The 13,782-nt window shown below is 51.4% G+C and carries 15 protein-coding genes; 10 read left to right on the forward strand and 5 right to left on the reverse strand.

Annotated features, from left to right (window positions below; translation table 11 throughout):
- Window positions 1-83: 83 nt before the first annotated feature.
- A complete protein-coding gene (locus IE117_RS12440) occupies window positions 84-926 on the reverse strand; it encodes a T9SS type A sorting domain-containing protein (RefSeq protein ID WP_189564729.1) in 843 nt (280 codons plus the stop codon).
- Window positions 927-1,160: 234 nt separating this feature from the next.
- Between IE117_RS12440 and IE117_RS12445 the strand changes: the two genes are divergently transcribed.
- On the forward strand, window positions 1,161-3,014 hold the full coding sequence (locus IE117_RS12445; protein ID WP_189564730.1) for a sensor histidine kinase: 1,854 nt from the start codon (window positions 1,161-1,163) through the stop codon (window positions 3,012-3,014).
- 82 nt (window positions 3,015-3,096) lie between these two features.
- Window positions 3,097-3,780, forward strand: coding sequence for a response regulator transcription factor (locus IE117_RS12450; RefSeq protein WP_189564731.1), 684 nt, complete (start codon window positions 3,097-3,099; stop codon window positions 3,778-3,780).
- 108 nt (window positions 3,781-3,888) lie between these two features.
- Here IE117_RS12450 and IE117_RS12455 read toward each other — a convergent pair whose 3' ends face one another.
- On the reverse strand, window positions 3,889-5,136 hold the full coding sequence (locus tag IE117_RS12455; protein ID WP_189564732.1) for a carboxypeptidase-like regulatory domain-containing protein: 1,248 nt from the start codon (window positions 5,134-5,136) through the stop codon (window positions 3,889-3,891).
- 135 nt (window positions 5,137-5,271) lie between these two features.
- A complete protein-coding gene (locus IE117_RS12460; protein ID WP_189564733.1) occupies window positions 5,272-5,958 on the reverse strand; it encodes a peptidoglycan DD-metalloendopeptidase family protein in 687 nt (228 codons plus the stop codon).
- A 113-nt stretch (window positions 5,959-6,071) separates the two neighbouring features.
- On the opposite strand from IE117_RS12460, the gene IE117_RS12465 reads away from it, so the two are divergent.
- From IE117_RS12465 to IE117_RS12500, 8 genes are all read left to right on the forward strand, one after another.
- Window positions 6,072-7,523 carry a peptide MFS transporter gene (locus IE117_RS12465; RefSeq protein ID WP_189564734.1) on the forward strand — a complete coding sequence of 484 codons (1,452 nt, stop codon included), beginning with the start codon at window positions 6,072-6,074 and terminating at the stop codon, window positions 7,521-7,523.
- Between the two features lie 13 nt (window positions 7,524-7,536).
- The gene (locus IE117_RS12470; protein WP_189564735.1) at window positions 7,537-7,965 is read left to right on the forward strand and encodes a MaoC family dehydratase; all 429 of its coding nucleotides are present in this window, start codon (window positions 7,537-7,539) and stop codon (window positions 7,963-7,965) included.
- Window positions 7,966-8,089: 124 nt separating this feature from the next.
- Complete coding sequence (locus IE117_RS12475) at window positions 8,090-8,524, forward strand: hypothetical protein (protein WP_189564736.1); 435 nt, start codon at window positions 8,090-8,092, stop codon at window positions 8,522-8,524.
- A 228-nt stretch (window positions 8,525-8,752) separates the two neighbouring features.
- Window positions 8,753-9,148 carry a hypothetical protein gene (locus tag IE117_RS12480; protein ID WP_189564737.1) on the forward strand — a complete coding sequence of 132 codons (396 nt, stop codon included), beginning with the start codon at window positions 8,753-8,755 and terminating at the stop codon, window positions 9,146-9,148.
- Window positions 9,149-9,269: 121 nt separating this feature from the next.
- Entirely contained in the window at window positions 9,270-9,533 is a 264-nt protein-coding gene (locus IE117_RS12485) for a hypothetical protein (protein WP_189564738.1), read from the forward strand.
- A gap of 10 nt (window positions 9,534-9,543) precedes the next feature.
- Window positions 9,544-9,894, forward strand: a complete 351-nt coding sequence (locus IE117_RS12490; protein WP_189564739.1) for a hypothetical protein — start codon at window positions 9,544-9,546, stop codon at window positions 9,892-9,894.
- A 36-nt stretch (window positions 9,895-9,930) separates the two neighbouring features.
- Window positions 9,931-10,827 carry a sugar phosphate isomerase/epimerase family protein gene (locus IE117_RS12495; RefSeq protein ID WP_189564740.1) on the forward strand — a complete coding sequence of 299 codons (897 nt, stop codon included), beginning with the start codon at window positions 9,931-9,933 and terminating at the stop codon, window positions 10,825-10,827.
- Between the two features lie 125 nt (window positions 10,828-10,952).
- Window positions 10,953-11,336 (forward strand): DUF423 domain-containing protein, encoded by a 384-nt coding sequence (locus IE117_RS12500; protein ID WP_189564741.1) that lies wholly within the window; start codon window positions 10,953-10,955, stop codon window positions 11,334-11,336.
- A gap of 94 nt (window positions 11,337-11,430) precedes the next feature.
- On the opposite strand, the gene IE117_RS12505 is transcribed toward IE117_RS12500, so the two are convergent.
- Both IE117_RS12505 and rodA read right to left on the reverse strand, forming a co-directional pair.
- On the reverse strand, window positions 11,431-12,453 hold the full coding sequence (locus tag IE117_RS12505) for a hypothetical protein (protein ID WP_189564742.1): 1,023 nt from the start codon (window positions 12,451-12,453) through the stop codon (window positions 11,431-11,433).
- Between the two features lie 2 nt (window positions 12,454-12,455).
- A complete protein-coding gene (gene rodA, locus IE117_RS12510) occupies window positions 12,456-13,745 on the reverse strand; it encodes a rod shape-determining protein RodA (protein ID WP_229580799.1) in 1,290 nt (429 codons plus the stop codon).
- Window positions 13,746-13,782: the final 37 nt, after the last annotated feature.

Below are 13,782 nucleotides of genomic sequence, written 5' to 3' on the forward strand. Positions count from 1 at the left end.
TATTTTTTTGTTTTTTTTACCTAAAAAAGCCCGTCCCCTGATAAAATAGGGACGGGCTTCGGGGGAAAATCAATTCGTCTGCCTCACTTGATCACCACTTTGCGCACAGTGCCGTCTTCATTCTGCACGACCGTTACGAAGAGCGTTCCCTTGGTGTTTTTCTTTAACTCAATTTGTCCCACAAACTCGCCGCTGAAATCCTTGATGGTCTTCCTTCCTACCTCCTTGCCGTCAGTGTCAGTGACGGTGATGCGGACATCGCCCTGATCGGGAACACTGAATCGCAGGTTCAGCATTCCGTTATCGGGGTTGTTGGCATAGGCGTTCAGGCTACGAACGGTACTGCTGTTACTGAAGGAATTGCCCCAGACATCACCGAAGCGGTCGCTCATGCCTTCCATTTTCCTTTCCATGATTCGTATATTCGGTTCCACGTTGGCCCGCAATTCCCTGAGCTTTGGCTCCAAATCTTTCTGCATCCGGCGTACACTGCCTTCCAGTTCGCGGGTATCGAAATGAAACTCACTCGGGCGGCGATTCCCGTTGTTATCGCGCCAGCTCAGGATCATGGGTTCGTCGGAGTTGTTGCCCCAGCCTCTTATTCTCAGGTCGCCGTCCCGACGGCGCATACGGTTCTCATTGTCATCAACCGTGATGCTGATGCGCTTCTGACTCATGCCATCTACCGCGAGTGAGTCCAACGCTTTATCGATAAACTCTTTCTGCTCGTTTTCCGTCATGGCGTCAACCCGATAGCTGCGCTCCACGACCTGCGTTTTGCCGTCGGCCTTACCGATGACTTCTATCCTGATGTTCGTTTTTTTGTTATCATTTTCGTTGCTTTTCGACTGGGCTGTGGCCGCTGTGCCGAGGGCGTATGCCAGGGTCAGGGAAAATAGCGCGGTTCGCACAAGTGTCTTTTTCATAGCTTTCTTCGGTTTGCTTTTTATTGAAATAGGTTGTTAAAAGATGTTAAACGATTGAATTGGTGGCTTGTCGCTGCGTAAATTTGTTATTTGTGATCTCGTATAGCTTTCCTGTTTGCTTGCCCTTCAAAGCAAACCAGGCGGTAATGAACCAAACGCATGCTGGTGGCAGCATCGTTACCAATAAAGTCGCAGCGGGTAGGAAAACGTTGCACCCCATTCTGGAAAAAATAAATGACCAAAAGAAAAATACAAGGTATCATGGGGCTGATGTGCCTGGCACTGATCGGGTTGATCGGCTTTCAGTGGTACTTTATCAGTGAGGCTATAGCAGTACGCAATGAGCAGTTTAACCATAAAGTAGCCGAATCGGTGCAGCAAGTTGTGCACCGGCTGGAAAAGCAGGAAATGTTGTACCTGCTGCAACAGCGTATCGATAATGAGCAGCAAAAGGCTAAACTGGAAGAGATGACCCGCGTGAGCGAGGCATCGCGGCCCAAGCCCGCTGAAAAACAAGCTGAGCGCGTAGCCGCCGCCCGGCCGCCAGCGCGGCAGGCGCCATCCAGAGCGCCAGTGGGCAGCCCTGCCGGTATGGAGGTTTCGATTGGACCTTCGGGGGAAGTCAGCTATCAGTACTTCATGGAGGTTGCCCCTTCGGATGCGCTGAGCCCCAATTTCCGGATCATGGCCGAGCGGCAGCAGCAGATTATCGAGGAATTTTTCCAGGCGCAGCGCCTGGGCGCGGCCGGTCTTGACGAATTCATTCGCCGCCGCCTGGTTGAAGAGCAAAACCTGGGCAATGCCCTGCAATCCGTGCAGGGTGAGCGGGGACAGGCCGTTTTGGCCAAAGAGAATAAGTCGGCGGTACCCGAAAAGTCCCGGAAACCGTACGATGCACTTCCCGAAAAAAAACGAAGCAGCCAAACCTCGGACCGCCGGCCGTCGGACCGCACTCAGCTTCTTCGCGAAGTCATGCAGGATCTGGTCTATACCCAGCGACCCATCGAAGAGCGCGTCAATCGTTTCTTGCTTGATTCTTTGTTGAAGAAAGAACTGGTGCAGAACGGCATTACGCTACCCTACGAGTTTGCGGTGCGGGCGCAGGCGGGACGAAATCTTTTATTCTCGACGGCTGAACTCAACTCGGGTACCTGGGAGCAAAGTGCATACAAGGCATCGCTATTTCCCAGCGAGATGCTCAGTGGGAATAACTTGCTTTACGTGATTTTTCCCGATCAGCAACAATACATCCTGCGAAAGATGAGCGCGATGTTTGCCAGTTCGGGGGTACTTCTGCTGGTGATTTTGGCTTGTTTTTATGTGGCTGTCAGCACGATTCTGAAACAGAAAAAGCTCTCCGATATCAAGAATGACTTTATCAATAATATGACCCACGAGTTCAAAACGCCCATCTCGACCATCGCCCTGGCCACAGACATGGCCCTAGAGAACGTCCACACCGGGCCGACGGCTAGTGGCTCTGCCGCCAAACTACCCGCCCGCATCGACCGCTACTTGGGTATCATCCGTGAAGAGAACAAGCGGCTGGGAACTCACGTGGAGAAGGTTTTGCAAATGGCTTTGCTCGATAAGGGCGAGGTGAAAATCAAACAGGCGGAAGTCAACATGCACGATGTTATCGCCAAAGTACTGAATAGCCTGAGCGTCCAGATTGAACAGAGAAATGGCGAGGTGGAGCTGGATTTTGAGGCTACCGAAGAATTGGTGAAAGGCGACGAACTGCACCTTTCCAACGTACTTTACAACCTGGTGGACAATGCCATCAAATATTCCCCCGACGAACTCCACCTTACCGTGCGTACCTCCAACGAAGCCAACGGCATCCGCATCGCCGTAGCCGATCACGGTCTGGGCCTGTCCCGCGAGCAAATCCAGCGAATTTTTGACAAGTTTTACCGCGTACCTACGGGCAACCTGCACAATGTCAAAGGTTTTGGTTTGGGTTTGAGTTATGTAAAAAAGATGATCGCCGCGCATGGTGGGACGGTTGATGTCACCAGCCAGGCCGGGCAGGGAAGTGTGTTCAGTGTGTGGCTGCCAATTATCAATGTCGGAATTAGTGAATGAGTGAGTATTGCTTTCGCGAGTTTTTCAGAATATTCCACACTCCTAATTCACTCGTTCAAATTTAAATAACCCAACGCTACCTATGCCCAACCTATTACTTGTAGAAGATGACCCGAACCTGGGAGAATTGTTACAGGAATACCTGACCGACAAGGGGTATCCGACCGACCTGGCAACCGACGGGCAAATAGGCTGGCAGATGTTTGTGGAGGGATCGCATGATCTTTGCATTTTTGATGTAATGATGCCGCGCAAGGATGGGTTTTCGCTGGCCAAGGAAGTACGCATGAGTGGCCGTGATGTTCCCATTGTGTTCCTGACCGCCAAATCCATGAAAGAAGATACCATTCAGGGCTTTCGCCTGGGAGCCGACGACTACATTACCAAGCCTTTTGACCGGGATGAACTGCTGCTGCGCATCGAGGCGATCCTGCGCCGCTATCAGCGGCAGACGATGCAGGAGGCCGAGCAAAGCGTGTTTCAGGTGGGTAGTTATTCCTTCGACTACGAACACCAGCAACTCAGTCGGAACGGTACCACCTCCCGGCTGACCAGTAAGGAGTCAGAGCTGCTGAAACTTTTTTGCCGAAATCTCAATCAGCCCGTCAGCCGCAGCTACGCCCTGAAAATGATTTGGGGCGACGACACTTACTTCAATGCTCGCAGTATGGATGTGTACGTCACCAAACTCCGCAAACACCTGCGCGACGATCCCGGGATTCAGATCATGAATCTACACGGGGAAGGGTTTAAGTTGATGGCTTGATTCGAGTGGCAAAGTACCAGAGTGGCAAAGTGACAAAGTATCTATTGCGCATAAAGGAGAGGTATATCAGTTGGCAATATAGCGAAAGCCACTCTGGTACTTTGCCACTCATTTCACCAAACTCCCCAATATTCCCCTCATCCCCGCCGAAGGGATAATGTGGTTGAAATTGGACCAGTAGACTTCGTCGTACTTCGGGATTTTTTGGGAGGGGAATAAGGCAGTGTCGAGAGGTACTTCCGAAGGCGGCACGGCCTTGCCGTTGCTTTTCAGGATATCGTTGGCCACAAAATGAAGCTTAATGGTTCCGGTAAGGGTATCGCTCTTGTCTATGAAATCGGTCTGGATGAGGAGTTGCGAATCCTGTAGGTACCACTTGCCGTCGTAGGGGAGGTAGTTGGTGAAGCTGCTTACTCGCTTTGCTTCGCGCCGCTTTTTGCCAAGCATCTTTCCCATCGCGCTTTTCATCGAACCTTTAAAAACTTCATCCATGCCCTCAGGGGTAAAGTCATAGGCGATGCGCACGATGGCGGAATCGGCTTTATTGATGCAGATAATACCGTTGCGCGCGCCCTTTACCTGCGGGCCGACGGGCCGGAAGTGGATTTGATAGACATCTTTATTATTGTAAAATGCGATGCTGTCGTCCAGTTGGAAGCGGTAGTCGGCGAGGTTGCTGCCCAGCAGGTATTCGGGCAGACCCGTGTCCAGGCTTCGTGTGACGATCGCCGGGCCGCTGGGAAACTCATAGTCGTCAAGCGCCTTGTCACGGGAGGTACTTTCGAAGCGGCGGCCCCGCAGCATCCGGTACTTTTCGGGGAATTCGGTCTTGGGGCGCGGATCTTTCTCTACTTTCAATACGGCTTCCCGTATGTCCACATAAGCATCGTTCTGTTGCAGGGTTTCCTGGTAGAAGCCCGTCATCATAATGGGGGTGTCGGTGTAGTTTTTGCCTACTTTGCCCAGTGCCGCCATCACCCATCCTCGCGCGTCGAAGCTTTTTACATAGGCACTATCCACGATCACAGGCTGGGCCGTTTCCATTTCCAGCAGCACGTCCTTATCGCCCGCTGCGAATTCGGTCCCCTTCCGCGCCAGATTTTTATAGCCCAGGTGTGCCACGGTCACGTCCTCGCCTGCGGTAATTTTAGGGAAGCGATAATAAAACTCACCCTGCTCGTTGGCGATGGTGCCCAAACCCTTGGACATGACGCCGATGTGCGCGTAAGGAATGGGCTGCCGGGTAGTTTTGTCAATAATCTTGCCGCTTATCGTGATATATCCCTGAGCAAAAGTACCCGCATGACATACTATTGACAAAACCAGAAGGGCAATCGGCCGGAAAGAATTTAGCATTCGGGGGTAGGTGAATTTGTTTGCAAAGGAACAGCGAACGCTGATGAATTCAATATTTGTGCCATGTTTGACGGAGTTAAAAATTCGGGAGTATGCGAGTTTTCAACTACTTCGAAATCATATGCTTATCATTCGTCAACTCCCAAAATCCAGTGCTCCGATCCGGAGAATGAGATTAGGATCAGGGCAGTTTTCCAGATAAGTCTGCCGATCGGTAAGGGAAGCCACACCGGGGTAGTCTCCGTGATAGCCGCTTAATTCGGTAATCAGCTGGAAATGGAGGTGTGGGGGCCAGTTTCCGTTTTCCGGGTAGTCGCCGATGGCGGTGAAAGGCTCGCCCGCCCCAATTTCCTGGCCTACAAAAATATGTTCTAGCGAAGCCAGCGTAAGGTGGCCATACAAAGTGTGAAAGACGAACTCATCCAGTTCATGCCGCAGAATTATTGTCGGCCCGTAGTCGCCGAAGTTGTCGTTGAAGGCGATGCTCTGTACTACGCCCGGCAAAGGATTGCAAACGGGCGTGTGGGCCTCAGCCCAAATATCTACCCCCAGGTGAATACAGCGCCCTTCCGCCGCATAGTCGCCGAAGTGCGCCGAGCGGCGGTAGATCACACGGTGTTCGTTGTAGCCCCCAACGCCCACGTATCGGCCATTGTCCAGCATTTTACCAAAAACATAGTCTGAAAATGCCGTCGTGTCGGTAAGGTCCAATGCGGGCAGGTCGGTATTGCCAGCCGTAAAGTCAAGCTTACGAAAAGGCCTGTCGGCGGAAATGACCGGGCTAAATGACGAATAAGATTGTAAAGTCGTGATCAGCGACATGGGCTTTTTATCAAAAATGAGAAAGACAAAATAAGGCAAAAGTGCGGTTAGCTGGAAGTTTTACCAGAATTACTATCTTGCGAGCCTTCACCGTATACTACCGGATCTACTACATGGAATCAACCGTTACCAATCAGAAACACCCGCGCGGTCTTTACGTTCTGTTTTTTACCGAGATGTGGGAGCGATTCAGCTACTACGGAATGCGCGCCATCCTGCTGTTGTACCTTATTAAGTCGGCAGCGGACGGCGCTCTGGGACTACCGGAAGATACGGGTGGAGCCATCTACGGACTTTATACTTCATCGGTTTATCTGCTTACGCTGCCGGGCGGCTGGATCGCTGACAATATGCTCGGTCAGAAAAAGGCCATCCTGTGGGGCGGCATAGTGATCATGATCGGCCATATTTTGCTGGCAGTACCGGGCAACAATGCCATATTCTTTGCCGGACTTTGCACGGTCGCCATCGGTACCGGACTTCTTAAGCCTAACATTAGCTCCATCGTCGGGAATCTTTACCCTGAGGGCGGCGCACGGCGCGACGCCGGTTTTTCAATATTTTACATCGGCATCAACCTTGGTTCATTTTTGGGCATGACCGTAGTTGGTTACCTGGGCGAGAAGGTCGGTTGGCACTATGGCTTCGGAGCCGCCGCTATCGCCATGTTCCTGGGCGTGGTGGCCTTCAGGCTCAACAGCAAGCATTTGGCCGGACTCGGAGAGCCGCCGGAAGTGAAAGGTAGCCCAACTTTCCTCTATGTGGTGGCCGGAGCATTGGTTCTCATGGCTACCTTGGTATTGACAGGCTTTCTGGACGCGGTCGAATTGGCCAACGTAATGGGCTATGTCATCGTCGGCATCACCATCCTGTACTTTGCCTACATCGGGCTGCTGGATAAATCGCTGAGCGTGGTCGAGAAAAAGCGCGTGGGCGTATTGTTCATTTTCTTTATCGGGGCCGCGCTGTTTTGGTCGGGATTCGAACAGGCGGGTTCTTCGCTGACGATCTTCGCCGATCGCCACACCGACCGGATCATTGGCGGCTGGGAAATGCCTGCCTCCTGGTTTCAGACCGCCAACGCCTTCTTTATCCTCGTTTTTTCGGCGCCTATCGGGGCTTTGTGGATTTACCTGAACCGAAAGAAAATCAACCCTTACGTTCCCGTCAAGTTCGGCCTCGGCCTGATTCAGATGGGCTTCGGATTTTTCATCATGTATTGGGCTGCGCAGTACGCTGTGGAGGGTATTCAGGTGGGTCTGGGCTGGCTGGTTTTTACTTACCTTTTCCATACCCTGGGTGAGTTGTTCCTGAGTCCGGTGGGGCTTAGTACCTACACCAAGCTGGCTCCCAAAAAGTATTACAGCCAGATGATGGGGCTGTGGTTTGTGGCGGCATCGCTGGGCAATCTGATCGCGGGGCTATTCTCGGGGAACTTCTCTGAGGACAATGTCGCCGAGATGCCCGCACTATTTTTACAGGTTTGCCTGTTCGGCGTGGGCTTTGGGATCTTGATGATCCTGTTTTACAAACCTTTGAAGAACTGGATGGGAGGCATAGAATAATGAACGATTGATAATGGAGAACGAACAATTGAAGGTTGAGGCGAAAGCAGGAAGCAGCTTTACGCACAAATTTAAGTTTAGTCAGGAAGATGTGGAGGCCTTTGCGCGGGTGACGGGGGATACGAACCCGCTGCATCTGGACGCCGATTACGCGGCAACGACGGCGTTTAAGCGGCCCATTATTCATGGGATGCTGGGGGCAAGCGTCTTTACCAAAGTACTGGGCACGGAGTATCCGGGCTATGGTTCTATCTACGTGAGCCAAATGCTGAGCTTTTTGCGGCCTATGTTTGTCGATACGGACTATGAAGCAGTTTTTACTATCACGAGTATCAATCCTGACAAGCACACGGCTGAAATCAGTACCGAAATCATGGACGCCCAGACGCGCAAAGTCACCACACGCGGGGCAGCGACGATGATCAACAAGGAGAAGTTCTGACTCTGTGCCGTTTACCGTTTACTAAGTCATAGAGTACTGAAGGGGGTGGGTTTTGCTTTTTGTATTATATTGAGCGAGTATTATAATTTTTCATATCTTTCTCACCCCAAACACAACTAATACTATGCGCAAGCTAAGTACCCTCGTTTTGCTGGCTTTTCTGGCCGCTCCCGCTCTCTCACTTGCTGCCACCGGCCCGGCAGACACCGCACCAAAGACCAATGTCGTCTGGATTGCCCTCGGGAATACCCCCATGGCTGTTGAAGCCGCACCAGCTGCACATTTGGTCACAATCTGCTATTACGGCGTCACGATGATGGTGTCGGAAAAAATCGCCAAGCGTTACCTTCGTATTGGTGCCCGCTGCGGCTCCTGTGACATGGAAGATTATACGAGAACCTTATTGCCTAGTGGCGGCTATCTCGTGGAAGGAAGTGTGTGTAAAGAACCGTGTGGGGGAAACTTGCTTACATCCGATGTGGATCCTTGCGACGATACTCGCCTGATTCCGATTGAAGCTCCCGCCAGCACGGAGAAGGTTATCCAGATCGGGAAATAAAAGTTTTCTGGTTTTTGGTACGAATTTCAACGGAATGAAGGTTGTCCTGTAATTCAAAACCATGAAGAAAGGCATCCGGCCAAACCGGATGCCTTTCTTCATATAAGGGGGCAATCTCAACTACCAGATTTAATCAATATTAAATTGAATAATTATATTGATTTGAGCTTTTTTTAGTTTAAATTGGATCTTGTAAATATTCTTTCACCCCTAAACACAATTAATTCTATGCGCAAGCTAAGTACCCTCGTTTTGCTGGCTTTCCTGGCCGCTCCCGCTCTCTCACTTGCTGCCACCGGTCCGGCAGACACCGCACCGAAGACCAATGTAGTCTGGATTGCCCTCGGGAATACCCCCATGGCTGTTGAAGCCGCACCAGCTGCACATTTGGTCACAATCTGCTATTATGGTGTCACGATGATGGTGTCGGAAAAAATCGCCAAGCGTTACCTTCGTATTGGTGCCCGCTGCGGCTCCTGCGATATGGAGGAGACAAGACTGGAAACAAGTGCTGCCCCGCGGCGGGTTTGTGACGATGAAATAATCATCTGGGAGCCTTTGGAACTGTCCCCTAAGTCATCCTTGACCGAAAAGGTAATTCAAATAGGTGGAGTTAGTAAATAATTGCCAGCTTCCGGACGAAAACCCGTAAAGAAAAAAAGGAGTTTGACACGCGTCGAACTCCTTTTTTATTTCAGTTCTCTTATCTTTGGTAGCGCATCTACGAATTCTCAAAAGAGCGGCCATGAAAAAAAAACTGCTCATGTTTATGCTAGGCATCGGCCTTTTTTTTGCCATGTCCAATTCGCATGGACAGTCCTCACCCACCGTTCCAGCTGACACGCCTTTTGTGCTGCCCTTGGCGGGCGACACATTGCCGACAATTGCAATGGAGGTAGATGGACAGTTTATCTTATCTGGCGCTTATACTCCCTGGTGGATTGTTATATCTGGATATGCATTCTTATCAGGTTGGGGAAGAGAGCCGACACTCTCCCAATTTTATTAAACCTTATATTTTGGCGAGTGCTAATCCAGAAATACTGGGAAGCCATCGTAAATTTCTGGAAAACAGAAAAACTTGGTACATAGCTACCTCTGCGGGGCTGGCTATGTGGTTGGTAGGGGCAGTGCAAACGGTCAATTCCGTGTTCGATTCCAGTGCTGGCGGCGGGGCGGGGGCGCTTCTCCTGATGGGGGTAGCGGGTATTATTGGCGGACAGGTGGCGCGAATCGTTGGTTTTCGTAGCTTGCGAAAAGCTGTTAACCTGTACAATCACCAGTACGCGGGCAAAGTACCTGCGGTAAGCCTGAATCTTGGCCTTCCTTCTACCAGTCCGGCTGGGCTGGGGCTTTACGTGAAGTTTTGATGGAAGTGCAGGAAATTCACTCATATTTAGTAAGTTATGTATTTCGACCGACGAAGTTTCCTGAAAGCTGCCCCCTTGGGTATACTTACTTCGAGTACCAGAATCGGGAAGCCAATCCTGCCAGGAAATCCCGCAGTTCATAAAGTACCCATCAAACTAAGCTGCAATCTCTACTCCTTCAACGATCAGCTCACCAAAGGTGAAATGACGCTGGAAGAGGTATTCGCTTTCTGCTCCGACCTGGGCTTCGCGGCCGTGGATCCGACGGGCTACTACTTTCCCAACTACCCCGAAGTACCATCGGACAACTATATTTTTGAAATTAAGAAGAAAGCCTTTCGCCTCGGTCTGGATATCAGTGGCACGGGCATCCGGACAGACCTCGCCAATGCTGACCCGACCCGACGTGCCGCCGACGTTGAACTGGTACGAAAATGGGTGGAAGTTGCCGCCAAGATGGACGCTCCTGTTCTCCGGGTTTTTGCGGGTAAAACTGTCCCGGCCGAACAAACCCAGCCTGCACTTGACCGGGCGGTGGAAAGCTTGAGAAAATGCGTCGGATTCGGCGAGAAGGCGGGCGTGATGATTGTCGTGCAAAATCACAACGAACTCCTCAAAACCGTGGAGCAGGTACTTTACATCCGCGAGAAAATCCCTTCCGAATGGTTGGGTATCAATCTCGATATCGGTAGCCTGCGGGCGGGTGATCCCTACGAAGAAATTGCCAAATTGGCCCCTTACGCTTATACCTGGCAGATTAAGGCAAGTGTCTACCGCCAGGGTGTCGAAGAAAAAACCGACGCTAAAAAGATTGTAAAAATCCTGAGGGATGCCGACTATCGTGGCTATATTCCCGTTGAAACCCTGAAGAGCGATCCAAGGATTCAACTTCCATTGTTTCTGGAAGAAATACGCACCGCTTTGCAGGGTTGAATTTTGAGCAGTAAAGTTCTCATCACGCAAAGCGACAAAGGATTTTGAACTAGAAGACAGGATAGCCAGTGATACCGATCCTCTGCTTACATTTAAGCCCCAATCAAACAATTTCTTAAAAGTAAATGAAAATTATGCTCCAACTCGGCTCCATCATTGGTGCCCTCGCTGTCGGAATAGGTGCTTTCGGTGCCCATGCCCTGAAAGCCTCACTCGAAGCCTCAGGCCGCGCCGACACTTTTGAAACGGCGGTCAAGTACCAGTTCTACCACGCTCTGGCCATTGTGCTGATCGGGGTCTTGCTGACGAGGGCTGACATAGGCGCTATCAAATGGCTCAATTGGGCCGGTTATGCCTTCGCGGGCGGAGTGCTGATCTTCTCCGGCTCGCTCTACGCGATTTGCTTTACGGGCATCACCAAGTTTGGCGCGGTGGCACCCATCGGAGGCCTGCTCATGATTGCGGGCTGGATATTGCTGTTCTTAGCGGCGGGGAAGATGGATTTTTGAAGTGGCAAAGTTCCAGAGTTCCAAAGGCGCAAAGTATGCCGGGGCAAGTCAACTCTGTACCTTTTTGGCTTTGCCCCTCTGTGCCTCAAGAAAGCTAGTGCGCCGAAAGCAGCATCAAACTCGTCCGTACGATTTGCCCCATGGTTTGGCAATCCATAAAAGCCTGGTGCCGGTAGTGGCGGGCGAGGTCGCGGCGGAGCAGGGCGACGTACTCAGAGGAAGAAATGACGTCGTCGGCCATGACGTCCATGATGTCATCGGCCCGTGATTTCTCGATGCGCATCCGGGTGGCGATCTGGGAGCGTTCCTCCATTTGGTACTGCCGTACGCTTTCGGAGGTCATGTACTTCATGCCTAATTCGATAATCGTGTTATTCTGCTTGAAATACTGCGGCATATACACCGTCTTTTTGCCTTCGTACGACTGCTGGTCGAAGTCGATGGCGCGGAAGCGGTAGTAGATTTCCTCAAAGTCGGGCGTGATATCTACCACGAAATTACTGGAATGCATATCGCCCAGTAGCCGCACGAAGCAACGCTCGTTGAACTTTACAAACTCTTTGCAGAGCCGGATCGGATTCAGGTTCAGGTCGGCGATCTGGGTCTTCAGAAACACATCGCCCGGAATCCCGGCGATATGCTCTTCTACCAGCGACTGCCCGCTGGTCATGTAGCTCACCTGGTTGGGCGAGAAAATATCTTCCAGTTCCAGGCCATACACGCGTGAAGCGTCGGCATTCTTGATGTAAAAATAATCGAAGTTGTCGTTGATCTGATTCACGATCCTGATACGGAAGGGCCGCGTATTACCGTAGGTGCAGAGGTCCACCCGGTCTACCATGAGGTGCTTCAGGATCGAGAGGTCGCCATCGACTTTCAGATGCGCATAAATGGTTTTAAGCGCCTGAAAAATATCCGCTGTGTCGCCGGGATCGTAGAAAACCGAAATCCAGAGCGTATCGTTGCCCTTATTGTCGTAGAGCGAAATGGCGTTGGAAAACCGCAGCAGGTCGGTGTAGTGAATTTGCAAAGGTACTTCCCGCTGGTACTTGACGAGGTACTCCCGCAGGTCGGTATTGATACGATAGGGGATTTTTTTCTTGCTGATGAGCGCCATAACTATGTACGGGACAAAGTGTAGGGACGCTGGGAATCCATTTTCAGGAAGATGAAAAGCAGGATGGAGAACGACCATAGCGACGAGCCTCCGTAACTGAAAAAGGGCAGCGGAATCCCGATAACGGGCATCAGACCGATGGTCATGCCGATGTTAATCATGAAGTGGAAAAAGATGATTCCCGCCACACAATAGCCGTACACCCGCGCGAAGCGGGTTCGTTGTCGTTCGGCCAGCACTACCAGCCGCATTATAAGCCCTACAAACAAACAAACGACTACCGCGCTGCCGATGAAGCCATGTTCTTCCCCCACAGTGCAGAAAATGAAATCGGTACTTTGCTCGGGAACGAAATCGAATTTAGTCTGAGTACCTTCCAGGAATCCCTTGCCGGCCAGTCGCCCCGACCCAATGGCGATCTTGGACTGAATGACATTCCAGCCCGCGCCGCGCGGATCGGAATAGGGGTCTACCAGGACCATGATACGGCTGCGCTGGTGCTTTTGCAGGACGTTGTTGATAAAAAAGTCCATCCCAAATACCACCGCGATCATCAGCCCGGCCACTACTACGGTAGCCGTGGTGCCGCCGTTTTTGCGGGTACCCTTGGGCATCAGCCAGATTACCAGCCCAGCCACTACGAGAATACCGAGTGCGATAAACCACTTCAAAACCAGCAGCGTGAGCACGATCAGTATCGCCATCACCATACCGACGGCGGGAATGATACCCGGCATCCCTTCGCGGTACAGCATTACGGCGAAAGAGGCAAAAACCAGCATAGAGCCCGTTTCGTTGGACAAAAGAATGAGCAGCGCCGGAAGGCAGATGATCCCTGCGATGGGAACGTAGTCTTTCCAGGAGCGGGTGAGGCTCACCGCTGGGTCGCTCAGGTACTTGGCCAGCGCCAGGCTGGTGGCCAGCTTGGCAAATTCGGCGGGTTGAATGGAAAAAGCGCCAACCTTGATCCAGGAACGCGAGCCGTTGATTTCGCTACCCGCAAAAAGTACCGCAATGAGCAGCAGTACGAAAAGTCCGTAGATTACGTAGGCAAAAGTGTCATAAAACTTATAATCAACAACCAAAATGCAGATGATCAGCAGCACCGTCGTGCCGATCCACATCATCTGTACGCCAGCCCGGTGCGAAAGATCAAAGATATCTGTCGGTACTTCGGGGCTATACACAGCGGCATAGATGTTGAACCACCCGATCAGCACGCAGAGAATGTAGATCAGTACTGCGATCCAATCGAGATTTTGCGTTAAGGTTTTATTTTTCCGAGGAGCCACCTGCTGATTTTGAATGAGTGAATTAGAGAATGAGTGA

The organism is Persicitalea jodogahamensis (genome assembly GCF_014651615.1).
Lineage (GTDB): Bacteria > Bacteroidota > Bacteroidia > Cytophagales > Spirosomataceae > Persicitalea > Persicitalea jodogahamensis.

What these genes read in the sequence shown, in the direction of transcription:
- IE117_RS12470 (WP_189564735.1), top strand. Translation starts at nt 7,537, where the DNA reads ATGGAGAACGAACAATTGAAGGTTGAGGCGAAAGCAGGAAGCAGCTTT.
- IE117_RS12500 (WP_189564741.1), top strand. Translation starts at nt 10,953, where the DNA reads ATGAAAATTATGCTCCAACTCGGCTCCATCATTGGTGCCCTCGCTGTC.
- IE117_RS12475 (WP_189564736.1), top strand. Translation starts at nt 8,090, where the DNA reads ATGCGCAAGCTAAGTACCCTCGTTTTGCTGGCTTTTCTGGCCGCTCCC.
- IE117_RS12445 (WP_189564730.1), top strand. Translation starts at nt 1,161, where the DNA reads ATGACCAAAAGAAAAATACAAGGTATCATGGGGCTGATGTGCCTGGCA.
- IE117_RS12460 (WP_189564733.1), bottom strand. Translation starts at nt 5,958, where the DNA reads ATGTCGCTGATCACGACTTTACAATCTTATTCGTCATTTAGCCCGGTC.
- IE117_RS12465 (WP_189564734.1), top strand. Translation starts at nt 6,072, where the DNA reads ATGGAATCAACCGTTACCAATCAGAAACACCCGCGCGGTCTTTACGTT.
- IE117_RS12485 (WP_189564738.1), top strand. Translation starts at nt 9,270, where the DNA reads ATGAAAAAAAAACTGCTCATGTTTATGCTAGGCATCGGCCTTTTTTTT.
- IE117_RS12440 (WP_189564729.1), bottom strand. Translation starts at nt 926, where the DNA reads ATGAAAAAGACACTTGTGCGAACCGCGCTATTTTCCCTGACCCTGGCA.
- IE117_RS12455 (WP_189564732.1), bottom strand. Translation starts at nt 5,136, where the DNA reads ATGCTAAATTCTTTCCGGCCGATTGCCCTTCTGGTTTTGTCAATAGTA.
- IE117_RS12480 (WP_189564737.1), top strand. Translation starts at nt 8,753, where the DNA reads ATGCGCAAGCTAAGTACCCTCGTTTTGCTGGCTTTCCTGGCCGCTCCC.
- IE117_RS12505 (WP_189564742.1), bottom strand. Translation starts at nt 12,453, where the DNA reads ATGGCGCTCATCAGCAAGAAAAAAATCCCCTATCGTATCAATACCGAC.
- IE117_RS12495 (WP_189564740.1), top strand. Translation starts at nt 9,931, where the DNA reads ATGTATTTCGACCGACGAAGTTTCCTGAAAGCTGCCCCCTTGGGTATA.
- IE117_RS12450 (WP_189564731.1), top strand. Translation starts at nt 3,097, where the DNA reads ATGCCCAACCTATTACTTGTAGAAGATGACCCGAACCTGGGAGAATTG.